Raw genomic sequence first — 22387 nt, 5'->3', positions numbered from 1 at the left:
GAATCACTCCCCGCTCGGCGGCGCGTCCTCGCCCAGCAGCACGGCGTTCATCAGCGCCTGCATGCGGGCGAGGCTTTCGGCGCGGCTGTCGAAGCGCATCCGGCGGCCCACGTCGACCACCTGCGCGATGGCGGCGTGCACGCGGAAGCGGGCCTCGGCCGGGTCGCCGTCGAGCAGGTGGGCCCACTCCAGCACGTTCTGGCGCTGGATGGACCGCAGCTTCTGCTGTTCGGTCGCGGGCAGGTTGGAGAACTCGGCGAAGTAGACCGGCAGGATCTCCGGCATCGCGAAGGTGAGGCGCGCGAAGCGGGCGGCGATGCGCAGCGCGGCGTCGGCGCGGCTGGTCGCCTCGGCCAGCGCCTCGGAGTTGGCGATCGCGACCCGTTCGCCGGTGCGGTGGAAGGCCGCGGCGAGCAGGTCGGATTTGCTGGTGAAGTAGCGGTAGACGCTGGAGGCGTTGATGCCGACCGCCGCGCCGATCTCCTCGATGCTGGCCTCGTGGTAGCCCTGCCGGCCGAAGATCCGGATGGCCTCGGTGAGCAGCTGTTCGCGCTTGCTGCTCAGCGGCAGGCCGCGTACCGCCGACTCGGAAGCCTCGCGGGTGGGCGGCGGCGGCAGCTCGGTGTGCAGGATCGATCGGCAGATGTCCTGCAAGAGGTCGGTGAGCCGGGTGGTGGCCAGTGCCGTGCGATGAGCGGTGATGCTGCCGATCGCGCCGAGCATGCCGGTGGCCAGGATCTGGATGTCGATCTCGGCAGCGTCGGGGCGCAGCGGGGCGATCGCGTTCTCCACGGTCTCGTGCAGCCCGGCGTAGATCACCCGGATGCGCGCGCGGTCCTCGGGCTCGAGGTACCGGCGCTCCCACCGGTAGAGCCCGCCCTCGCGCCGCACCTCGATGGTGTGCTCGGCCAGCGCGCGGATCAGCGCGGTGAGTCGCGATTCCGGATCGAGCAGCGGGTTGTCGGCCCCGCGCGCGGTGTCGAGCAACTGCTGCGCGCCGGCCTCGGCGGCCGCCACCAGCAACGCGTACTTGTTGGTGAAGTGGCGGTACAGCGCGGGGCCGGAGATGCCGACCTCCGCCGCGATCTCGTCGACGCCGACCGGGTGGTAGCCGCGCTCGCTGAACGCGCGGGCCGCGACCCGCACGATCTGCGCTTTTCGGTTCTTGGGCCGCCGCTGTACCGGCGCGCGCCGCTCACCGTGACCGTTCGGCGAGCTGTCCGGTCGCGCGGAAGCGAGCCCGGCCTCGCTGCGATCCGCGACCATACACCTCTCCTTCTGCCGTGCCGCCCTTGTTGACAGCGCCGGACAAGTCAACCTAAGTTAACCACAATTCGCAAAGTTAACCATCATTCTCGCGCCGCCGCCAGCACCGTCGGCCTTCCTGGGGAGTTGCCATGAGCACCACCGACCACACCGGATTCTCCGCCGTCCACGACGGGCCGGTGCTGCGGGTCACGATCACCAACCCCAAGCGCAAGAACGCTATCGGGTACGACACCATGGTCGAACTCGGCAACACCTTCGCGGCCGCGGCCAGCGACTCGACGGTGCGGGCGATCGTGCTCACCGGTGCGGGCGGCGACTTCTGCACGGGAGCCGACCTGTCCGCCACCGCGTCCGAGGCGCAGCGCGGCATCACCCCCGAGATGACCATGGACGCGGCCAACCGGCTGGTGCGGGCCATCGTCGACGCGCCGGTCCCCGTCGTCTCGCGCATCCGGGGCGCGGCCGCGGGCATCGGTGTCGCACTGGCCCTTTCGGCCGACCTCAGCTACGCCGCCGACGACTCCTACCTGCTGCTCGCCTTCATCAACATCGGCCTGATGCCCGACGGCGGCGCCGCCGCCATGGTCGCCGCGGCCGCCGGTCGCCCGCTCGCCGCCGAGATGGCACTGCTCGGAGAGCGTCTGCCCGCCACCGAGGCCGAGCGCCGCGGCCTGCTCACCCGCGTACTGCCCGCCGACGAACTCGACGCGACGGTCGAAGCCGCCGCCGCCAAGCTCGCCGCCGGCCCCCGCCGCGCCCTGGAACTCACCAAGCGCGCCCTCAACCAGGCCGCCCTGACCGCACTCGACACCGCCCTAGCCGCGGAGAAGTCCGGCCAGGCCGAACTGCTGCGATCCCCGGACTTCGTCGAGGGCGCGACCGCCATGTTGCAGAAGCGCAAGGCCGTGTTCTCCTAGCCGTCCGCTCGGCGGTGTCACACTCGGACCGCTCGTCTCGTCCTCCTCGTGAACCTACGAAACAAGGGAGATCGTCATGCGAATCGTGGTGCTGGGGGCCAGCGGACGGGTCGGCGCCGAGGTTGCCGACGTTCTGAAGAATCAGGGGCACGAGGTCGTCGCGGCCGCTCGGGCGGCCGGTGTGGACGCCTACCGCGGCACCGGCCTGGCGCGGGCGCTGGCCGGAGCGGACGTGGTCGTGGACGCGACCAATGCCGCAACCACCGAGACCGAGGCGGTGACCGACTTCTTTCGCACCATCGGGCACAACGTGCAGCGCGCCGCGGGCGGGGCCGGGGTGCGGCGGATCGTGCTGGTGTCGATCATCGGTATCGACGGGTTCACCGAGGGGCACTACGCCGGCAAGCTGGCGCACGAGCGAGCCTACGGCGAGGGCGCGGTGCCGGTGCGAGTGGTGCGGGCGGCGCAGTTCCACGAGTTCACCGAGATGATGCTGGCCTGGACCACACAGGGCGACACGGCCGTCGTGCCGCCGATGCGGACGCAGTTGGTCGCCGCGCGCACCGTCGCGGAGAAGGTGGCCGAGCTGGCCGTCGCCGACACGGCTCCGGACCGGGTCGAGATCGCCGGGCCCGAGGAACTGAACCTCGCCGCCGCCGCGGCGAAACTCGCCGCGCGGCGCGGCGGTCCGGCCCATGTCGAAGAGGCCGTGCGCGGTGACGACCCGGACAGCCGGCTCCAGGCCGAGGGCGCGCTGCTGCCCGGTCCCGGCGCGCTCATCGCGGGCCCGACCTTCGACGAATGGCTGGACGCGCGGTACCCGCGCTGAACAACGTTTCGGCACGAACCGGCGAACGGCTCGCAACTCGCCTACCGATCTTGGTGGGTGTTTGGCGTTAGTCTTACAACATGGCTTACCTGGTTACTGGGGCGACCGGGTGCATCGGGCGATATCTCGTTCCGGAATTGCTGAAACGTAGCGACGAGGTGTACGTACTGGTGCGGCCCGGTGCGGATGCGGCGTATCGGTTCGATCGGCGCACCCGGGAGTGGGCGGGCGGCGACCGGGTGCGGCCCGTGCGCGGTGACCTGGGCGCGGCCGGTCTCGGCATCGACCCGGAGTGGGTCGCGTCCCGTCGCGGCCGCATCGAGCACGTGTTCCACCTGGCCGCCGGGTTCGACGCCGTGGCGCCGGGCGGCACCGGCAACGTGATCGACATTGCCGAGCGGCTGGAAGCCGATGTGCTGCACCATGTTTCGACGGTGTCGGTGGCCGGCTCCGCCGCGGGCCCGTTCACCGAGGACATGTTCGACATCGGCCAGGCGCTGTCCACCCCGCAGCAGCGGGCCGCCTTCGAGTCCGAGCGGCTGGTGCGGGAGCAGTCGCGCGTGCCGTGGCGGGTCTATCGTCCCTCGATCGTGGTCGGGCACTCCCGCACCGGCGAGATCGACCGGATCGGCGGGCCCTACCACTTCTTCCGGCTGCTGCGCATGGCCGCGCAACTGCCCCGGATCCTGCCGCTGCTGGTGCCCAAGCTCGGCGAGACCAACATGGTGCCGGTGGATTTCGTGACCCGCGCCCTGGACCACATCGCGCACGGCCGGGCCCCCGCCGGGACCACCTTCCACCTGGTCGACCCGCGCCGGCAGAGCGCCGCCGACGTGCTCAACCTGTTCGCCGACCAGGCCGGCGCCCCGCATCTGATGGAGGTCATGCCCAAGCAGACCCTCGACACGATGATGCGGCTGCCCGGCGTCGCGTGGGCGCTGCCGCGCGTCGGGGTGCCGCGAGAAGTCCTGGAGCACAGCGAGTTCGGCTGCTGGTTCGATCACCGCAACGCCGCCGCGGCGCTGGCGGGCACGGACATCCGGGTGCCGCCGCTGGCCGCCTACGCCCCGCGGATCTGGAAGTACTGGATCGAGAACTGGGTCTGAGCGCGGCGGCTACCCGTATTCGTAACCCACCCAGCGGTTCCGGTTGGTCCAGCCGACCAGGTCGTAGCGCCAGCGGAACGGCCAGGTGCGCGCCACCGTCATGAACAGCACCGCGCCCAGCGGCGCGTAGTCGTCGTGCGCGGACAGCAGCGCGCGCTGCCGGCGCGGCGAGGCGGTGAAGAACGCGTCGAACATGGCGACCGACTGCGCGGTGGTCAGCCGTCCCAGCCCGTACACGCCGCGCATCCGCATCCAGTACACCAGCCGCGCCCGCCACGGCCACAGGGCCGAGACCGGATCCTCGCCGGTCCGCAGCGCGTCGATCGCGGTGTCCGCCAACGCCAACGAGTCGGCCACGCTGTAGCCGGTGCAGGGATGCATCATCCCGCCCCGCGACCCGAACGGAATCGCCCCGACCGCACCGGGTTTCGGCGGCGGCTGGTCGAGCGGGTAGTGCGCGGCCTCGCTCGGCTCGTCGCCGCGCAGCCGGATGCCGTGCGCGGCAAGCCGATTCAGGGTGCGACGGCGCAGTTCGCGCTGCGGCATCCCGCCGCGCAGGCCGAGGCTCGTCTCCTCGAAGATCACCCGGCCGTCGCCGAGCGGCACGGAATAGAGGAACGACGGCGGCTCGTCGGGCCCGGCGCCGTTCTCGGCGCGCCAGTCCAGCAGCAGCCCTTCGCCTTCGGCCACCATCGGCGCGGCGCGGTCGGCGTCCACGAAGATGCCGTGCGCGCTGGCGGTCCGCCGCGCGCCGGGGGAGGGCAGGCCGCGGGCGTCGAACACCGCCGCCGCCGTGATCGCGGTCCCGTCGCTCAGTTCCACCCGGTGCGCGTCGACGCTCGCGGCCCGCCCGGCCAGCACGGTCGCGTCGGCCAGCGAAAGCGCGTCGTGCAGACCCTGTTTCGACAACACGCAATACGGCCGCTCGATGCGGTGGGCGGCCTCGGTCCACACCACCGGGGCCTCGATCCGCTGCGCGATCGCGCTGTCCGGCAGCCACTCCGGCAGCTCGTCGACCCAGCACGAGAAGGTCGGCGGCCATAATCGCTCGGGCCGCGGATCCACGGCCACCACGGTCAGTCCGGCCCGCAGCGCGCGGTGCGCCAGCGCCCGCCCCGCCGGCCCCAGGCCCACCACGCACACATCCGCGTCGCGGACAGACCGATCGCTCATGGCTCTCATTCAATCAACAGGCGGCACCGCCTACTTCGGCGTCACCCACGTGGTGATGTCGGCGTGCACCACCTCCACGCCCTTCTTGTCGTAGATGGAGATGGGAACCACCACGTCCTGCCCCTCGGTGATCGCGGCGAAGTCGGGGATCTCGGCCAGCCGCGCCACGGCCCGCAGCCCGGATTCCGCCTTGGCCAGGTACCGCACGTTCATGGCCTTGGGAATCCAGCGGTGCGTGGTCGGCACGGTGGCCTCGCTGAGCATGCCCATCGCCACCTCGGCCAGGTTGCACGCGGCGATGGCGTGGAAGGTGCCCAGGTGGTTGTGGATCCCGAACCATTTCGGCGCGGTGACCTCGCACAGCCCCGGCTCCAGCCGCGTCACGCTCGGCACCACGGTCCCGAAATAGGGCACCCGCGCGATCATGCCCAGCGAGAACAGCGCGTGCCCGAGGCGGTTGTCGGGCAGCTTCTTCCAGCCGCGATAGGTGGCGGTCTCGTTCGTCATACCGCTACCTTACTCCAGAGTAAGATAGCGGCCCGGGGGCCTCGGAATCCAGGTCGCGACGGCGTCCGTGCGCGCCGCGGGGAGAAGCCGGTAGGCTGGGCCACGGTCGCCTCCACCGGACCGGACGCGCTGGTAGCGGCGTTGTCAGCATCACAGGGACCCCGATTTGGAGTCGCCCCGAGGGCTCAGGCATACTGTTCGGGTTGCCTGCACCGGGTGGCGTCTGTCCTGCGGACAGTCCGTTGTGTCGGTGCGGGGCGAGCAGTACCCACTCTGTATCCCGTCGAGTCCGGCGCGGATACGTCCGGGACGAGTTCCGAGGCTCATGGGAAGAAAATTTCCGGGGCCGAGGAATGAGCGGCATGGCGACACGCCCGACCGCGTGGACCGGAAGAACCATGACAGATGAACAGCGGCGATGGATCGGGTCGAGCCCGGTCGTGGTCAGGACGGATTGCGTCAGCTGTGACTTCTCAGGTTCGGGCATGCAGATGAGGGTGCTTCGGAAGGCGACTTCCGGAAGCCCTCTGGACCGAAAAGCGAAAGCTAAGCGGAGAAAAGGACACTCAGCGTGGCGGGACAAAAGATCCGCATCAGGCTCAAGGCCTACGACCATGAGGCGATCGATGCGTCTGCGCGCAAGATCGTCGAGACGGTGACCCGCACCGGTGCCCGTGTCGTCGGGCCGGTGCCGTTGCCGACCGAGAAGAACGTGTACTGCGTCATCCGTTCGCCGCACAAGTACAAGGACTCGCGCGAGCACTTCGAGATGCGCACGCACAAGCGGCTGATCGACATCCTCGACCCGACGCCGAAGACGGTCGACGCGCTCATGCGCATCGATCTGCCGGCCAGCGTCGACGTCAACATTCAGTGACGGGGACTGTAGATATGACTGACAACAAGAACCGGCCGGCGACCGGCATCCTGGGCACCAAGCTCGGCATGACCCAGGTCTTCGACGACAAGAACCGCGTCGTTCCCGTGACCGTCGTCAAGGCCGGCCCGAACGTCGTGACCCAGATCCGCACCGAGGAGCGCGACGGCTACTCCGCCGTGCAGCTGGCCTTCGGCGCGATCGACCCGCGCAAGGTGAGCAAGCCCGTCGCCGGGCAGTTCGCCAAGGCCGGCGTGACGCCGCGTCGCCACGTCGCCGAGATCCGGGTCGCCGACGCCGCCAGCTTCGAGGTCGGCCAGGAGCTCTCCGCCGACGTGTTCGAAGAGGGCGCGTTCGTCGACGTGACCGGCACCAGCAAGGGCAAGGGCTACGCGGGCACCATGAAGCGCCACGGCTTCCGCGGCCAGGGCGCCTCGCACGGTGCGCAGGCCGTGCACCGCCGTCCGGGTTCCATCGGCGGCTGCGCCACCCCGGGTCGCGTGTTCAAGGGCATGCGGATGTCGGGCCGGATGGGTAACGACCGCGTCACCACGCAGAACCTCTCGGTCCACAAGGTGGACGCCGAGAACGGCCTGCTGCTGATCAAGGGCGCGATCCCGGGTCGCAAGGGCGGCATCGTGATCGTGAAGAGCGCTGCGAAGGGTGGTGCCCGGGCATGAGCACCGAGACCAAGACCAACCTCACGCTGCCGGTGAAAGAGCCGGGTGGCAAGACCAACGGCACCGTCGAGCTCCCCGCGGAGATCTTCGACGTGACCGCCAACATCGCGCTGATGCACCAGGTCGTCGTGGCCCAGGAGGCCGCCGCGCGCCAGGGCACGCACGCCACCAAGACCCGCGGCGAGGTCCGCGGCGGTGGCAAGAAGCCGTACCGCCAGAAGGGCACCGGCCGGGCCCGCCAGGGTTCGACCCGCGCTCCGCAGTTCGCCGGCGGTGGCACCGTGCACGGCCCGCAGCCGCGCGACTACTCGCAGCGCCTGCCGAAGAAGATGAAGGCCGCCGCCCTGCGTGGCGCCCTGTCGGACCGCGCGCGCGGCGAGCGGATCCACGTCGTCACCGAACTGGTTGCGGGACAGACGCCTTCGACCAAGAGCGCCAAGAGCTTCCTGGCCGAGCTGAGCGACCGCAAGAAGCTGCTGGTCGTGGTGGGCCGCGAGGATCTCACCGCGTGGAAGAGCGTCGCGAACCTGCCGCACGTGCATCCGATCGCGCCGGACCAGCTCAACACCCGCGACGTGCTGAACAGCGACGACATCGTGTTCAGCGTGGAGGCCCTGAACGCCTTCGTGCACGGGCCCGCTGAGGCTGCACAGGAGGACAGCAAGTGACCACCATCGCCGATCCCCGCGACATCCTGCTCGCGCCGGTCATCTCCGAGAAGTCCTACGGGCTGATCGAGGAGGGCACCTACACCTTCGTGGTGCACCCCGACGCGAACAAGACGCAGATCAAGATCGCCGTGGAGAAGGTCTTCGGCGTGAAGGTGACCAGCGTCAACACCGCCAACCGTCAGGGCAAGCGCAAGCGGACCCGCAGCGGTTACGGACAGCGCAAGAGCACCAAGCGCGCGCTCGTGACCCTCTCGGCCGACAGCAAGCCCATCGAGATCTTCGGAGGCCCGGTCGCGTAAGCGGCGGGGAATCCAGAAAGCAGAGAAGAACTCATGGCAATCCGTAAGTACAAGCCGACTACGCCGGGCCGCCGCGGCTCGAGCGTCTCGGACTTCGCCGAGATCACCCGGTCGACCCCCGAGAAGTCGCTGCTGCGCCCGCTGAGCAAGTCCGGCGGCCGCAACGCGCACGGCCGGATCACCACCCGTCACCGCGGTGGCGGTCACAAGCGTGCCTACCGCATCATCGACTTCCGTCGCCTGGACAAGGACGGCATCCCGGCCAAGGTCGCGCACATCGAGTACGACCCGAACCGCACCGCCAACATCGCGCTGCTGCACTACGCCGACGGCGAGAAGCGCTACATCCTCGCGCCCAAGAACGTCACCCAGGGCACGCGGATCGAGTCCGGCGCGGGCGCCGACATCAAGCCCGGCAACAACCTGCCGCTGCGCTCGATCCCGACCGGTACCACCGTGCACGCGGTGGAGCTGCGTCCGGGCGGTGGCGCCAAGATGGCCCGGGCCGCCGGCATGAGCATCCAGCTGCTGGGTAAGGAAGGCGCCTACGCCGTCCTGCGTATGCCCTCCGGTGAGATCCGCCGCGTCGACGTGCGCTGCCGCGCCACCGTCGGCGAGGTCGGCAACGCCGAGCAGTCGAACATCAACTGGGGCAAGGCCGGCCGCATGCGCTGGAAGGGCCGCCGCCCCACCGTCCGTGGTGTCGTGATGAACCCCGTCGACCACCCGCACGGTGGTGGTGAGGGCAAGACCTCCGGTGGTCGCCACCCGGTCTCGCCGTGGGGTCAGCCCGAGGGCCGCACTCGTAAACCCAACCGTCCGAGCGACAAGCTCATCGTCCGCCGTCGCGGCAAGAAGCGCTGAAGAGGAGGTTAAGACATGCCACGCAGCCTGAAGAAGGGCCCGTTCGTCGACGAACACCTCCTCAAGAAGGTGGACGTCCAGAACGAGAAGAACACCAAGCAGGTCATCAAGACCTGGTCGCGTCGTTCGACCATCATCCCCGATTTCATCGGCCACACCTTCGCCGTCCACGACGGCCGCAAGCACGTGCCGGTGTTCGTGTCGGAGAACATGGTCGGGCACAAGCTCGGTGAGTTCGCGCCGACCAGGACCTTCAAGAGCCACGTCAAGGAAGATCGGAAGAGCAAGCGGCGATGAGCACCGAAACTCAGAACCCGACCGCGCGCGCGACCGCCAAGTTCGTCCGCGTGACGCCGATGAAGGCCCGCCGGGTCGTGGACCTGGTCCGCGGCAAGCGGGTCGAGGATGCGCTGAACATCCTCCGATTCGCTCCGCAGGCCGCGAGCGAGCCGGTCGCCAAGGTCGTGGCCAGCGCCGCGGCGAACGCCGAGAACAACCTCGGCCTGAACCCGGACACCCTGGTGATCTCGACGGCCTACGTCGACGAGGGCGCGACCATGAAGCGCTTCCAGCCGCGTGCCCAGGGCCGTGCGTTCCGCATCCGCAAGCGCACCAGCCACATCACCATCGAGGTCGAGAGCGTCGCAGCCGCCGCCCCGGCTCGTAGCCGCCGGAAGGGAGGGGCTAAGTAAATGGGACAGAAGATCAATCCCCACGGCTTCCGCCTCGGTATCACCACCGACTGGAAGTCCCGCTGGTACGCCGACAAGCAGTACAAGGACTACGTCAAGGAAGACGTCGCGATCCGCAAGCTGCTGTCGACCGGCATGGAGCGGGCGGGCATCTCGAAGGTCGAGATCGAGCGCACTCGTGATCGCGTCCGGGTGGACATCCACACCGCGCGTCCGGGCATCGTGATCGGCCGGCGTGGCGCCGAGGCCGACCGCATCCGCGCCGAGCTGGAGAAGCTCACCAAGAAGCAGGTGCAGCTGAACATCCTCGAGGTCAAGAACCCCGAGTCGGATGCGCAGCTCGTCGCCCAGGGTGTGGCCGAGCAGCTGTCGAACCGTGTGGCGTTCCGTCGCGCGATGCGCAAGGCCATCCAGTCGGCCATGCGTTCGCCGAACGTCAAGGGCATCCGCGTGCAGTGCTCGGGCCGCCTCGGTGGCGCCGAGATGTCGCGCTCGGAGTTCTACCGTGAGGGTCGGGTGCCGTTGCACACGCTGCGCGCCGACATCGATTACGGCCTGTACGAAGCCAAGACCACCTTCGGCCGCATCGGCGTGAAGGTCTGGATCTACAAGGGCGACATCGTCGGCGGCAAGCGCGAGGTCACCGCGACCGAGCCGGGCCGCAACGAGCGTCCGCGTCGTGAGCGGCCGAGCCGTCCGCGGCGGTCCGGTTCCTCCGGCACCACCGCGACCAGCACTGAGGCCGGGCGTGCCGGTGCCGCGACAGCGGTGGCCGACGCGCCGGCAGAGTCCAAGGAGGGCTGACCAATGCTGATGCCTCGCAAGGTCAAGCACCGCAAGCAGCATCACCCCAAGCGTTCCGGCATGGCCAAGGGCGGCACCTCGGTGGCGTTCGGCGACTACGGCATCCAGGCCCTCGAGCCCGCCTACGTCACCAACCGGCAGATCGAGTCGGCGCGTATCGCGATGAACCGGCACATCAAGCGTGGCGGCAAGGTGTGGATCAACATCTACCCGGACCGCCCGCTGACCAAGAAGCCCGCCGAGACCCGCATGGGTTCCGGTAAGGGTTCGCCGGAGTGGTGGGTCGCGAACGTGAAGCCCGGCCGGGTCATGTTCGAGATGTCGTACCCGAACGAGGAGACCGCTCGCGAGGCCCTGCGCCGCGCGATGCACAAGCTCCCGATGAAGTGCAGGATCGTGACCCGGGAGGAGCAGTTCTGATGGCAACCGCCAATCCGGCCGCTGAGCTCCGCGAGCTCGATGACGAGGCCCTGGTCGCGAAACTGCGTGAGTCCAAGGAAGAGCTGTTCAACCTGCGCTTCCAGATGGCGACCGGTCAGTTGCAGAACAACCGGCGTCTGCGTGTGGTCCGGCACGAGATCGCGCGCATCTACACGGTCATGCGCGAGCGCGAGCTCGGCCTGGCCTCCGGTCCCGAAGGCGAGGGAGACGCGGCATGAGTGACGCGAAGGGCCCGGCCAAGACGCCGGCCAAGGAGCAGGAGCGCGGCAGCCGCAAGGTACGTGTCGGCTACGTCGTCTCCGACAAGATGAACAAGACGATCGTCGTCGAGCTGGAAGACCGTAACCGGCACCCGCTCTACGGCAAGATCATTCGCACCACCTCCAAGGTGAAGGCGCACGACGAGAACGAGATCGCCGGCGTCGGCGACCGCGTGCAGCTGATGGAGACCCGCCCCCTGTCCGCCACCAAGCGCTGGCGGCTGGTGGAGGTCCTGGAGCGGGCCAAGTAAACCCTCTCCACCTCGGCTGAAGTCGTAACTCGAAGGCCCGCTTCCCCCAGGGAAGCGGGCCTTCGGTCTGTCCGCGGCGCAATTGCGGGACTCGAATAGGAGGACCGTCGGAAAAGCCGCTCGGGGGCTGGCTTACGATACGGCTGAGTTCGGTTGCGGGTTGCATTCGAACCGCGTGGAGTAGTAGCGGGATTCCGTCGAGTCGAATACGATCCGCGCGGAACCAACCGTCCGTTGGAGGGACAATTGACCACCCCGAGTACGCAACCTCGCGAGACCGGGGGAACCGGAGGTCGGCGCACGGTACCCCTGTCGCAGCTGATCTACCTCATCGCGGACCACGACAAGCTCGGTGAACACCGCCAGACGTTCCAGCTCGCGCCGATGAGCGGCGATGCGGTGGTACGTGGGTGCGCCCTCGTGGCCGGCGGTCTCGTTGCCGTGGGCGCGCTGTGCGCGGCCGCCGGGTCGTGGGCCGGATGCGGGGCGATCGGCGGACTGGCCCTGGTCCCGGCCGCGATCGCGTTCCTGCGCAAGCGCCGCAATCGCGGCAGCCGCAAGGCCCGCCTGGATCTGTTCGACCACGGCGTGACGGTGTATCGCGGCGCCGAGGACGTCGTGGCATTTCGCTGGGACACCGTCGAGGTGCGGCAGGAAGTTATTCCGTTTCACACCGCCGCCGCGGCCGCGACCGAATACGCGTTCACGCTCACCGGCCCGGGGCCCAGCATTGCCGCCTTCGACGAACACGTCTTCGAAGGCGCGCGCGAATGGGGTCCCGCAATCCAGTCGGCCGTCACGGCAACGCAATTGCCGCGGGTGGCCGCCGCGATCGACGCGGAGGAAACGGTGATGTTCGGCAACATCGCCGTGAATCTGAACGAACTCGCCTATGCCGGAAAGTCTTATCCCTGGGAGCACATTCAGCGCATCGAGGCGCAGCACGGGCTGGTCTGCATCAAGGTGGACGGGCAATGGGTTTCGCTGGAACCCGTCGAAGCCATCCCGAATTTTTACATTTTCAACGAAGTCGCCGAGCGGTTGCGGCTAGCCGCGCTGGAGGAGGCCGCCGCCGCTGCCGCGGGCGTCCCGGTCGCGCCGGTCGACGCCACCGAGCAGCCGGCGGACGCCGCCGCGGTGGAGGCCGCGGCCGTCACCGTGGTCGATAGCACCGTCGCCGCGCCCGCCGAACCCGACACGGTCGCCCCGCCCGCGGAAGCGAGCCGTTCCGGCCAGCGCGCCATCGCGATTCGCAAGGCGGGCGAGACGGTCGGCGTGATCGGCGGGGCCCTGGCGGACCCGCGCGGCCGCCGCACCTGACCTTCGAGGCAGCACGGCCAGCACCGGCGATCGGGACCGGCCGGAAGCCGCGTCGGTGAATTCGGTCGGATCGGCTATGGCGGTGAGTATTTCGCTCGTCGCTGCTAGCCGCTGACGGCGTAGGGGCGGCGGATGCGGCGGGCGGCTTCGAGGATGCCGAGGATGCGCGAGCCCGGCAGGCCGATGGACGCGCCGATGGCGGCGGGGGTCCAGGATTCGTCGGCGAGGGCGAGAATCTCCGCCAGCTGCTCGACCGGCAGCTTGGACAGTCGCCGCTCGGAGATCTCCCGGGCCACCGCCCACACCCCGACATTGTCGACCTCGGCGTCCAGATCGGCAGCCGAGGCAACGGTCCGCGCCGACTCCTCCTCCGCCACTTCGGCTTCGGCCTCGACCACGGCGTAGGGCCGCCGGTACTCGGTGACATCGACGGGCGCGGGCTCGTCCAGCGCCAGCTGCGTCCCGCGCGCACCGGCCTTGGGGGAGCGCGACTTCTGGCCCTCCGATGCGGTCGGCTCGTTCTTCGCGGGCTCCGGATTCGAGTCGGTACTCACGGGCGGTACGGCGTCGGCCACATCGGCCGGTTGGCGCGCGGGCGCTTCCGGCAGCGCGGCGTGCTGCTCGCCCGCGGCAGCGCTCCCGCTGTGCTCGGCCACCGCAGGCGTACTCGCCGCCGAGCTGGTCGCGCTCGAATCGTCATGCGCCGAGCGGTCTTCGGCCACCGGCTCGGTGCTCCCGATGCGTCTCGCGTCCGGACCTGTCGGGGCGGGCGGCAGGGGATATCCGGCGATATCCGTAGCTTCCAGGGTGGAGCGACCGTTGGTTTCGGTGGGTTGCTCAGCTGCTGAGGCTGTTTCGTCGTGCGAGTGGCCGTGATGGGCCGGGGGGAGGTGCTGTGCGAGCCCCGTAGGGTCCCCCTCCTCAGGCGCGGTCGACGGATACGTCTTCCCGTTGGTGTGCCCTGTCGGATGGCCGTGGCCGTTGTGCGCCGGGCCCGTCGCGGGCCGGGATGCCGTGCCGCCGGGCTTCTCCGACGCCGTCGACGGATAGGTGTTCCCGTTGGTGTGCCCGGCGCGATGCGCATGCCCGTTCCGCTGGGCGGCCGGGTGCGAGACACCACGGTGCAGGTCGGATGGTTTTGCGGCGGGTGGGTTGTGGCGGTCTTCAGCTGCTGCGCTTGCGTAATGCGAGGTGTGCGTAAGGGTTTCGTTGTGCGAGGGTTCGTAGGCGGCGGCGAGGCCGCGGGATTCTCGGGCCGCGCCGTCGCGCACCGGGGCGAAGGCGTCCACGATGCGGTGGGACATCGTGCGCGTGGCGGGGGACTGGTCGGGGATGGCGTCGATGAGCTGGGCGTAGCGCGCGGAGACCCAGGCGTGCAACCAGATCACCACGCCGACCATGACCGGGGCCACGGCGGCCTCGGCGGCGCGGGCAGGCGCGCCGGCGGCCACGTGCGGCCCGGCATTCAGCGCGATGGTGACGCCGAGCAGCGCCGCCTCCAGGAAAACCACCTTGCCCCGGGCGATTTCGCGGCCCCAGCGCGCGGCCGTCGTCGCCACCACCATGATGGTGATGATCGGGATCGAGATCATCGCCTCGAAGCCGTAGCTCAGCCAGTACAGCGGGTCGGACATGTCGCCGCTGGGCACCAGGTTGTGCTGCACGTTCACGCCCGCCCACACCATGCCGAGCACCACCACGCCGATCAGGGCGCGCGAGGACCATTCGGCGCGGCGGTACAGCTGGGCAAGGCGCGCATCGGGATTGGAGACCCGCCGCCGCGCGGCGAGGGCCCGGCGGTGCCAGCGGGCGTCGGCGTCGTCGGCGCGGCGCAGGGCCAGCGCGACGCGCCGGTCGCGTTTCTCCGCGGCCAGTTCGGCCGAGACGGCCCGGCGGCGCTGCCGACGGCGTTGCGCCCGAATCCATTCCGCCAGATCGCGCTCGGCGGCGATCTCCGATTCCGAGAGTTCGTCGAACAGCGCCGGGTCGGTCTGCAGCGGAAGTTTGCCGCGGGCCGTGGCCACGCGCTGCGCGAGGGCGGCGATCTCCGCGTTGGACAGCGCTTCTGCCGACATCTCTGCATTCCCGGCCGACTGGTCGTCGCGCATCGCGAGCCTTCCATGAAGCAGGTATGGTGCCGAATATCCGCAACAGCCGATTACTCGAACATATGTGTGACCGCAGTGAGAGTAATCCGTGACCTACCCGTGGTCAATGGCAACACCGAACATCCGTTCGGAAATCACGGGATTCAGCGCAGCGCGGTATGCCAGAGAATGGCGGCGGTCAGCGCGCCCGCGCCGTTCAGCGACCAGTGCAACGCGATCGGCGCGAGCAGGCTGCCGCTGCGCCGCCGCAGCCAGGTGAACACGGCGCCCGCCGCGCCGGTGGCGAGCACGGCCAGGGTGATGCCGCAGATCTGCCCGGCCACGCCGCCGCCGAGCACGGCGCTCAAACCGCGGTTGCCACTGGTCAATCCGAGTGACGAGGCGATGTGCCAGAGCCCGAAGAGTAGGGAGCCGGCGGCGAATACGCCGCGCACGCCGTAGGCGCGATCGAGCGCGCCGTGCAGCACGCCGCGGAACGCCAGTTCCTCCGGAATCGCGGTCTGCAACGGGATGACGATCATCGAGGCGATCAACGCGCCGGAAATGGTCGCGTACCGGTCGGCGAGGAAGAAGGGCCGGGTGATCGGCAACAATGCGCCGATCGCCACCGCGCTCAGCACGATGCCGACGGCGCCCAGCGCGTAGAGCGTGCCGCGCCGCCAGTGCCGCGGCGACAATCCGAGTTCGGCCCAGCCCAGCCCGCGCCGCCGCATCATCGCCACCAGGACGACCGCGGCGATCGGAACGGTCACGATATTCGCCCACGCGGAGGTGAAGTGGGCGACGAGGTTGGTGCCGGCGAGCACGACCACGACGACGGCGACGTCCAGGTAGGCGTGCACCTTGCGGGCCGGACCGGTCGGAGCAGGCAGGACGGCGGCGTCGTTATCGTTCCGAGACATCGCGGCCAGTCTACGTTCAGTCGCTTCGCCGTGCCGCGAGCCGGTATCGATTCGGGTCTTGCCTTGTATGTATACGTCTACGTATAGTTCTCCGCGGGGGAGCTGGACGCCGCGAAACACCGCGTGCGACAGATCATCCGATGCGCACATGCGCAGGCATTGATGAACGGAGAGATCATGATGACCACCGATCCGCACCCGGGCGAGCCGGCTGCCACCGAACTGCCCGCCGAGGACGCGGACGCCGCCGAACTCGGCGAGATCACCCTGAAGGACGGCCCCGGCGGCCTGCGCCGCAAGCGTTTCGTCGGCCGTTTCCTGGCCGAGGCGCGGGAGGTCGCCAAGACCGGCATCGAGGTGGACCGCGTCTACCGCAGCCGCAAGGGCAAGTTCGTGATCCAGCGCCAGCGGTCGGACTGGTCCGACTTCTCGACGCTGACCAACTTCGCCGCCGACTGGACCAACTGGCGCGGCATTCTCGGTGTGGGCGAGCAGAATTGGGGTGATTTCACCGTCGAGATCGTGGAGACTCTGGAGGACCTGCGGGTCGCGGTCGCACCCAAGCTGTACCGCCGCGTGGTCGCCGCGACGGAGCGGCTGCAGACCGAAGTCCTCGACATCTGAGCGGGCCCGTTCCCGAAAGGACTCTTGACATGTTCGCACGGCTGGGCGCCCTGGTCGTTCATCATCCGTGGAAGACGATCGGCCTGTGGGTGCTGATCGTGATAGCGGTGGTCGCTACCGCGCCGAAGCTCACCTCGACCACCGACCAATCCGATTTCCTGCCTTCGCATTACGAGTCGATCCAGGCCATGCGCGTGCAGGAGCGCGCGTTCCCGCAGAGTTCCGCGCCGGCCGCCATCGTCGTCTTCGAACGATCCGACGGGGCCCCGCTGTCGGCAGCCGATTCGGCTGCGGTCCAGGCGATTACGTCCCAGCTCGACGACGCGCACCTCCGGAACGTCACCTCGATCGCCGCGGTGCCGCCGTCGGAGAACCGGCTGGTGCAGATCGCCGCCGTGCAGATGGTCAAGGTCACCAGCGCCTCCGACACGCGCCAGAGCGACGCCGTGAAGGATCTGCGAGCGGCGCTGCGCGCCAAGGTGAACGGCACCGAACTGCGCGCCGGCGTCACCGGCCAGGCCGCCCAGGGCCTGGATGCCACCGAGTCCTCGCAGAAGGGCCTGACCATCATCGGCATCGCCACCGTGCTGCTGATCCTGGTGCTGCTGCTGGTGATCTTCCGCAGTCCGGTCATCGCGCTGCTGCCGATCGTGGTGATCGGCGCGCTGACCGGCGTGGTGAACGGGCTGATCGCCTGGGTGAGCAAGGCTTTCGACCTGAAGATCGACAGCTCGGTGACCTCGATCCTGCTCGTGGTGCTCTACGGCGTCGGCACCGACTACATCCTGTTCCTGATGTTCCGCTACCGGGAGCGGCTGCGCGCCGGCGAGGATCCCAAGAGCGCCATGGTGAGCGCGGTGACGCGGGTCGGCGAGGCGATCACGTCCGCGGCGGGCGCGGTGATCATCGCGTTCATGGCGCTGCTGCTGTCGACGCTGGGCATGTTCCGGTCGCTCGGACCGGCGCTGGCGATCGCGGTGGCGGTGGCGCTGCTGGCCGGGCTGACGCTGGTGCCCGCGATCGTTTCGCTGTTGGGCGCCAAGGTGTTCTGGCCGTCGAAGGCGTGGCGGGCCGAGCCGAAGGGCGCGCGGTTCGCGGCGGTCGGCCGGGCGCTCGGAAAGCGGCCCGGGGTGTTCGCGGCGGCGTCGGGCGGGGTGCTGGTCGTACTCGGCCTGTGCGCCATCGGTTTCAACCCGACGTTCGATCTGACCTCGGGTTCCACCTCGAACGCCTCGGAGTCGGTCGTCTACAGCAAGGAATTGCTCAAGGGCATGCCCGCCGGGGTCACCCAGCCCTCGGATGTGCTGCTGGAGTCGACCGGCGGCCTGAGCCCGGAGCAACTGTCCGGGTACCGCGCCGCGCTGGCGGCGGTGCCGGGAGTGGGCCAGGTCTCCGAACCGACACTGGCACAGGACAATTCGGTCGCCGCCTATCAGGTGACACTGGCGTCCGCGCCGGAGTCCGATGCCGCCATCGACACCGTGCGCGGCCCGCTGCGCGACGCCGCCCACGCGGCCGCGCCGCCCGGGACGACGGCGGCCGTCGGCGGCATGACCGCGGTCTTCGTCGACTTCCAGGACGCGATGAACCACGACTACACCGTCGTGTTCCCGGTGGCGGCGATCCTCATCATGATCGTGCTGGGACTGCTGCTGCGCAGCCTGGTCGCGCCGTGGTACCTGATGGTCTCGGTCTTCCTGGGCTTCGCGGCCACGCTGGGCGCGTCGGTGCTGGTGTTCCAGCGCATCCAGGGCGAGCAGGGCCTGATCTTCACCCTGCCGGTCATCATGTACCTGTTCGTCGTCGCGCTCGGCACCGACTACAACATCCTGATGGTGGCCCGGCTGCGCGAAGAGGCCCGGGAGGGCAACGAACCGCGGCAGGCGGCGGCCCTGGCCGTGCGGCACACCGGGCCGACCATCGCGGCGGCAGGTGTCATTCTGGCCGGCACCTTCGCGTCGATGATGTTGGCGGGCAACACGGTCCTGTCGGAGATGGGTTTCGCGATCTCGGTGGGCATCGCGATCGCCGCGTTCGTGATGGCGATGTTCTTCACTCCGGCGCTCACCGCGCTGATCGGGCACCGGGCGTGGTGGCCGGGCCACGGGGACGCCGCCCGAGGACCGGAACACGCGGCGGCACAGCATGATTCGAGCCGCCCCGCGTACGCGGGCGAGCGAGGGGAGGCGCGGTAGTCAGTGGCGAGGCGGGGCGGCCGGATAACTCCATCCGGCCGCCGCCGCGATGCGGCGCTTGCTCGAACCGCGCCGCACGGCAACGACGATGAGCACGACGAGGCCGAGGATGACGCCCGCCGCACCGACGCCGAGCGCCAGGAGGACGGTGGCTCCGATCGAGCCGCCGATCCCGCGGCCGATCGCCGCCGTCACACCCGAATCACCCTGTGTCACTACGTGATACGTGCCCGGTCGGGGTGCGTCGAACGAGAAGCCCGCCCGCCCCTCGTGACCCCCGAAGTTGTAGGTCAGCGCCGACGAATAGTCCTCGAGCGGAATCGAGGCCCCGTCCGGCCCGAGCAGCCGCACGTTCACGGAACCCCGGAACGCCACCGCGGACGCGTTGGGGTACTCGAAATACATGGTGTACCCGCCGGTGTCGCCGATCCGCACATCCGATGAGCCCGGAATCGGCACGCGCTGGAAGCCGTCGACCCGGTCCGACAGCCGCACGAAGCTCGTCACCCCGATGACCATCGCCCCGACGATGCCCGCGACCGCGAGCGCGGCGGCCAGCACGTACCACCGCCCCGACGGGGTGATGCCCTGCGGTACCGCCGGTTCGGCCGGTTGCGCCATGCTGGATCCTCCACTTTCGCCTCGGCTGCGACGATTCAATCACCGATCGCCGTGGCGGGCGTGGTGGTGGGCCGAGCCCAGCCCTGCGGATCGGTCCAGGCCTGGAGCGAGCGGGTGGTCTCGAAGCGCCGGGGTTCGCCGGTGCCGGGGTCGGTGAATTCCAGTGTGGTGGCGAGCAGTTGGAGCGGCCGGGTGAAGTCGTCGACGGGACGGTCGGTGAGTTCGGGATAGAAGTCGTCGCCGAGGATCGGGATGCCGAGGCCGTTCATGTGCACCCGGAGCTGGTGGGTGCGGCCGGTGTGCGGGGTGAGCCGATAGCGGCCCAGGCCGTCGCGGTGCTCGACGAGTTCCACCAGGGTCTCCGCATTGGGTTCGCCGTCCACCTCGAACGCGCGGAGAATGTTGCGCTCCTTGACGATTCGGCTGCGCACGGTGCGCGGCAACACCAGCCGCGGATCGTACCGGGCGACGGCCTCGTACTGCTTGCGCACCCGTCGTCGGTGGAACAGCGTCTGGTAGGCGCCGCGGCGGGCGGGATCGATGACGAACAGCACGAGTCCGGCGGTGGCCCGGTCGAGCCGGTGCGCGGGTATGAGATCGGGCAGTTCGAGTTCGCGCCGCAGCCGCACGAGCGCGGTCTCCAGGATGTGCTGCCCGCGCGGGATCGTCGACAGGAAGTGCGGCTTGTCGACCACCAGCAGCGTCTCGTCGCGGTGCACGATCGTGATCTCGAACGGCACGGGGGTCTCCTGCGGCAGGTCCCGGTGGAACCACACCGCCCCGCCCGGACGGTAGGGCGCGTCCGGCGCGATCGGGCCGTCCAGATCGACGATGCCGCCCTCGGCGAGCAACTCGTCGATGCGCGCCGCGGGCACCCGGGGCAGCCGCTCCACGAGATGATCGCGAATGGTCGCCCAGCTGCCCTCCTCCGGCAGGCGCAGCCGCGCCGGATCCAATCCGTGCCGCTTCGGCAGCGGCGGCTTCTGCCTGCGTCGCACCCGACGAGCCTAACGGCCGCCCACCCCCGTCATCGCGGGACGACGGGGGTGGGGCGCGCCGAACGGAACTAGACCGTGCAGGGCTGGTTCGCGTAGTAGGCGATGGTGCACTCGGATTCGCGGGTCAGCTTCCAGTTGCCGTCGATGTCCTTCCAGGACAGCTCGATGAACATCGCGTCGAAGCCGGGCACATTGATCTGCAGGTTGTGGGTCAGGCGGTCGCCGTCCACGTTGACGGGGCCGACGGCCTGCCACTGGAAGCCCGGCACGCTGGCCATCACGCCGCCGACGTTGTCCACCAGCGGCAGTCCGGCCTCGCCCGCCTCGAGTTCGTTGGCCCGGGCCGAGCGCGAGGCGTTCGGGTCCAGCACCAGCTGGAGCTTGCTCTGCAGCTGACCGACGCCCGGGGCGGCGGCGTGCACGACGGCCGGAGCGGCCAGGGCGGGGGCAGCGGTCGCGGCTCCGCCGACGAAAACCGCCGCGGCCAGCGAGAACGCCGCCACGGCGCGGGTGGAGATGTGGAACATGGGCTCATCCAATCACTAACGGGACCGTTGGTGCCCTCCGTCGCAAGTCTTGCCGAAGGACTGGCACCACAGTGCAATATAAGGTAAGCCTATGCAAAGCTGGTCCCCGGGGACCCGATGGCTGGAATCACAGAACGGAGAGCCAGTGGAAACGCTTCTCGTGGTCGGAGCCGGGCCGAAAGCGATGGCCGTCGCGGCCAAGGCGCGGGTGCTGCGGGAGCTGGGCCTGCCGGCTCCGCGCGTGGTGGTCGTGGAATCGCATGCGGTGGGCGGCAATTGGCTGCCCAGCGGCGGCTGGACCGACGGACAGCACCGGCTGGGCACCGGCCCGGAGAAGGATGTCGGCTTCCCGTACCGCTCGACCTGGGCGCGCGGGCACAACCGCGCGATCGACCAGGGCATGATCGCCTACAGCTGGACCTCGTTCCTGGTCGAGAACGGCACCTACGCCGAATGGGTCGACCGCGGCCGCCCCAGCCCGCACCACCACGTGTGGGCGAAGTATCTGCAGTGGGTCGCCCGCAAGGCCGAGGTCGAACTGATCACCGGCACCGTGCGCAGCATCCGCCCGGCCGCCGACGGCTGGCTGGTCTCGGTGGCCGACGCCGACGGCGTGCTCACCGAGATCGACACCGACCGGCTGATGATCACCGGCCCCGGCAACAGCCGCCGCGCGCTCGCCGACCACCCGAAGGTGCTGAGTATCGCGGAGTTCTGGGACCTGGCCGGCAAGCGGCGCCTGCCGGCGTCCTCGCGCGCGGCGGTCATCGGCGGCGGCGAGACCGCGGGATCGGCCGTGGACGAGCTGGTGCATCACGACGTCCTCACCGTGTCGGTGATCTCGCCCGCGGCCACCATCTACACCCGCGGCGAAAGCTATTTCGAGAACGCTCTGTTCAGTGATCCGGCGAAGTGGCGGGCGCTGAGCCTGCAGGAGCGCCGCGACGTCATCCGCCGCACCGACCGCGGGGTGTTCTCGGTGCGTGTGCAGGAGAATGTGCTGGGCGACAACCGGGTTCACCACCTGCAGGGGCGCGTGGTGCGGGTCGCCGAGCACGGCGAGGGCGTGGCGCTGACGCTGCGCAACGAGTTGCGCCCCGACCAGACGCACTCCTTCGATCTGGTGGTCGACGCGACCGGCGGGCAACCGCTGTGGTTCCTCGACCTGTTCGACTCCGATGCCGCCGACCTGGTCGAGCTGGCGGTCGGCGGTCCGCTCACGCAGGCGCGGCTGGAGGCGTCGATCGGTCACGACCTGGCGGTCGACGGCTTGGAGGCGAAGCTGTATCTGCCCAACCTCGCGGGCCTGGCGCAGGGTCCCGGGTTCCCGAATCTCAGCTGCCTGGGCGAACTTTCGGATCGGGTGCTCGGCGATGTGCCGGCCCGGTCCATGGTCGGCGCGGCCCGCGGTGCCGCCGCGCACCGACGGTCCTGACCGTCGATAAAGTCAAT

26 protein-coding genes are annotated in these 22387 nt (G+C 69.6%); 18 read left to right on the top strand and 8 right to left on the bottom strand.

The features are described 5' to 3' along the window. Positions 1-3 precede the first annotated feature (3 nt). On the bottom strand, positions 4-1266 hold the full coding sequence (locus IU476_RS08430) for a TetR/AcrR family transcriptional regulator (RefSeq protein WP_195098371.1): 1263 nt from the start codon (positions 1264-1266) through the stop codon (positions 4-6). Between the two features lie 131 nt (positions 1267-1397). On the opposite strand from IU476_RS08430, the gene IU476_RS08425 reads away from it, so the two are divergent. From IU476_RS08425 to IU476_RS08415, 3 genes are all read left to right on the top strand, one after another. Then, positions 1398-2186, top strand: coding sequence for an enoyl-CoA hydratase (locus IU476_RS08425; protein WP_195098369.1), 789 nt, complete (start codon positions 1398-1400; stop codon positions 2184-2186). 76 nt (positions 2187-2262) lie between these two features. Continuing rightward, positions 2263-3015 carry an SDR family oxidoreductase gene (locus tag IU476_RS08420; RefSeq protein WP_195098366.1) on the top strand — a complete coding sequence of 251 codons (753 nt, stop codon included), beginning with the start codon at positions 2263-2265 and terminating at the stop codon, positions 3013-3015. A gap of 80 nt (positions 3016-3095) precedes the next feature. After that, entirely contained in the window at positions 3096-4121 is a 1026-nt protein-coding gene (locus tag IU476_RS08415; protein ID WP_195098364.1) for an SDR family oxidoreductase, read from the top strand. A 9-nt stretch (positions 4122-4130) separates the two neighbouring features. On the opposite strand, the gene IU476_RS08410 is transcribed toward IU476_RS08415, so the two are convergent. Together IU476_RS08410 and IU476_RS08405 are read right to left on the bottom strand one after the other, a co-directional pair. Beyond that, the gene (locus IU476_RS08410) at positions 4131-5294 is read right to left on the bottom strand and encodes a lycopene cyclase family protein (protein WP_195098363.1); all 1164 of its coding nucleotides are present in this window, start codon (positions 5292-5294) and stop codon (positions 4131-4133) included. A gap of 30 nt (positions 5295-5324) precedes the next feature. Then, a complete protein-coding gene (locus IU476_RS08405; RefSeq protein ID WP_195098360.1) occupies positions 5325-5801 on the bottom strand; it encodes a hotdog fold domain-containing protein in 477 nt (158 codons plus the stop codon). Between the two features lie 571 nt (positions 5802-6372). Between IU476_RS08405 and rpsJ the strand changes: the two genes are divergently transcribed. From rpsJ to IU476_RS08345, 12 genes are all read left to right on the top strand, one after another. Continuing rightward, entirely contained in the window at positions 6373-6678 is a 306-nt protein-coding gene (gene rpsJ, locus IU476_RS08400; protein ID WP_003938093.1) for a 30S ribosomal protein S10, read from the top strand. 14 nt (positions 6679-6692) lie between these two features. Next, a complete protein-coding gene (gene rplC / locus IU476_RS08395) occupies positions 6693-7358 on the top strand; it encodes a 50S ribosomal protein L3 (protein WP_195098358.1) in 666 nt (221 codons plus the stop codon). After that, positions 7355-8026, top strand: coding sequence for a 50S ribosomal protein L4 (rplD, locus tag IU476_RS08390; protein ID WP_195098356.1), 672 nt, complete (start codon positions 7355-7357; stop codon positions 8024-8026). Before rplC ends, rplD begins: the two co-directional genes overlap by 4 nt. Beyond that, positions 8023-8328 carry a 50S ribosomal protein L23 gene (rplW, locus tag IU476_RS08385; protein ID WP_195098354.1) on the top strand — a complete coding sequence of 102 codons (306 nt, stop codon included), beginning with the start codon at positions 8023-8025 and terminating at the stop codon, positions 8326-8328. Before rplD ends, rplW begins: the two co-directional genes overlap by 4 nt. A gap of 33 nt (positions 8329-8361) precedes the next feature. Beyond that, positions 8362-9192, top strand: coding sequence for a 50S ribosomal protein L2 (gene rplB, locus IU476_RS08380; protein ID WP_195098353.1), 831 nt, complete (start codon positions 8362-8364; stop codon positions 9190-9192). A 15-nt stretch (positions 9193-9207) separates the two neighbouring features. Further along, positions 9208-9489 carry a 30S ribosomal protein S19 gene (gene rpsS, locus IU476_RS08375; RefSeq protein ID WP_024800475.1) on the top strand — a complete coding sequence of 94 codons (282 nt, stop codon included), beginning with the start codon at positions 9208-9210 and terminating at the stop codon, positions 9487-9489. Beyond that, on the top strand, positions 9486-9884 hold the full coding sequence (gene rplV / locus IU476_RS08370) for a 50S ribosomal protein L22 (RefSeq protein WP_187686667.1): 399 nt from the start codon (positions 9486-9488) through the stop codon (positions 9882-9884). The genes rpsS and rplV overlap by 4 nt, the downstream gene beginning before the upstream one ends. Continuing rightward, positions 9885-10688, top strand: a complete 804-nt coding sequence (gene rpsC, locus IU476_RS08365; RefSeq protein WP_040745658.1) for a 30S ribosomal protein S3 — start codon at positions 9885-9887, stop codon at positions 10686-10688. Between the two features lie 3 nt (positions 10689-10691). Beyond that, the gene (gene rplP / locus IU476_RS08360) at positions 10692-11108 is read left to right on the top strand and encodes a 50S ribosomal protein L16 (protein WP_187686669.1); all 417 of its coding nucleotides are present in this window, start codon (positions 10692-10694) and stop codon (positions 11106-11108) included. Continuing rightward, positions 11108-11347, top strand: a complete 240-nt coding sequence (gene rpmC / locus IU476_RS08355; RefSeq protein WP_195098352.1) for a 50S ribosomal protein L29 — start codon at positions 11108-11110, stop codon at positions 11345-11347. Before rplP ends, rpmC begins: the two co-directional genes overlap by 1 nt. After that, positions 11344-11640 (top strand): 30S ribosomal protein S17, encoded by a 297-nt coding sequence (rpsQ, locus tag IU476_RS08350; RefSeq protein ID WP_195098351.1) that lies wholly within the window; start codon positions 11344-11346, stop codon positions 11638-11640. The genes rpmC and rpsQ overlap by 4 nt, the downstream gene beginning before the upstream one ends. A gap of 246 nt (positions 11641-11886) precedes the next feature. Next, positions 11887-12960: a DUF6585 family protein gene (locus IU476_RS08345; RefSeq protein WP_195098350.1), complete on the top strand. Its 1074-nt coding sequence runs from the start codon at positions 11887-11889 to the stop codon at positions 12958-12960. A gap of 104 nt (positions 12961-13064) precedes the next feature. On the opposite strand, the gene IU476_RS08340 is transcribed toward IU476_RS08345, so the two are convergent. Together IU476_RS08340 and IU476_RS08335 are read right to left on the bottom strand one after the other, a co-directional pair. Continuing rightward, positions 13065-15035 (bottom strand): hypothetical protein, encoded by a 1971-nt coding sequence (locus IU476_RS08340; protein WP_195098349.1) that lies wholly within the window; start codon positions 15033-15035, stop codon positions 13065-13067. A 176-nt stretch (positions 15036-15211) separates the two neighbouring features. Beyond that, entirely contained in the window at positions 15212-15970 is a 759-nt protein-coding gene (locus tag IU476_RS08335; protein WP_195098348.1) for a CPBP family intramembrane glutamic endopeptidase, read from the bottom strand. 177 nt (positions 15971-16147) lie between these two features. Here IU476_RS08335 and IU476_RS08330 point away from each other — a divergent pair, with 177 nt between their 5' ends. Continuing rightward, positions 16148-16594, top strand: a complete 447-nt coding sequence (locus IU476_RS08330) for an EXLDI protein (RefSeq protein ID WP_195098347.1) — start codon at positions 16148-16150, stop codon at positions 16592-16594. A 29-nt stretch (positions 16595-16623) separates the two neighbouring features. Beyond that, complete coding sequence (locus tag IU476_RS08325; protein WP_195098346.1) at positions 16624-18789, top strand: MMPL family transporter; 2166 nt, start codon at positions 16624-16626, stop codon at positions 18787-18789. Here IU476_RS08325 and IU476_RS08320 read toward each other — a convergent pair whose 3' ends face one another. The 3 genes from IU476_RS08320 to IU476_RS08310 all read right to left on the bottom strand — a co-directional run bounded on the left by IU476_RS08320 (position 18790) and on the right by IU476_RS08310 (position 20935). Continuing rightward, the gene (locus IU476_RS08320; protein WP_195098345.1) at positions 18790-19410 is read right to left on the bottom strand and encodes a hypothetical protein; all 621 of its coding nucleotides are present in this window, start codon (positions 19408-19410) and stop codon (positions 18790-18792) included. 35 nt (positions 19411-19445) lie between these two features. Beyond that, positions 19446-20408, bottom strand: coding sequence for an RluA family pseudouridine synthase (locus IU476_RS08315; protein ID WP_195098344.1), 963 nt, complete (start codon positions 20406-20408; stop codon positions 19446-19448). 68 nt (positions 20409-20476) lie between these two features. After that, complete coding sequence (locus IU476_RS08310) at positions 20477-20935, bottom strand: MTB12 C-terminal domain-containing protein (RefSeq protein ID WP_195098343.1); 459 nt, start codon at positions 20933-20935, stop codon at positions 20477-20479. A gap of 145 nt (positions 20936-21080) precedes the next feature. Between IU476_RS08310 and IU476_RS08305 the strand changes: the two genes are divergently transcribed. Then, positions 21081-22370: a SidA/IucD/PvdA family monooxygenase gene (locus IU476_RS08305; RefSeq protein ID WP_195098342.1), complete on the top strand. Its 1290-nt coding sequence runs from the start codon at positions 21081-21083 to the stop codon at positions 22368-22370. Positions 22371-22387: the final 17 nt, after the last annotated feature.

This window comes from Nocardia blacklockiae (assembly GCF_015477355.1).
Classification (GTDB): Bacteria; Actinomycetota; Actinomycetes; order Mycobacteriales; family Mycobacteriaceae; genus Nocardia; species Nocardia blacklockiae.
Note: the sequence above shows the minus strand (reverse complement) of the source record. Positions and strands in the feature narration are given on the sequence as shown.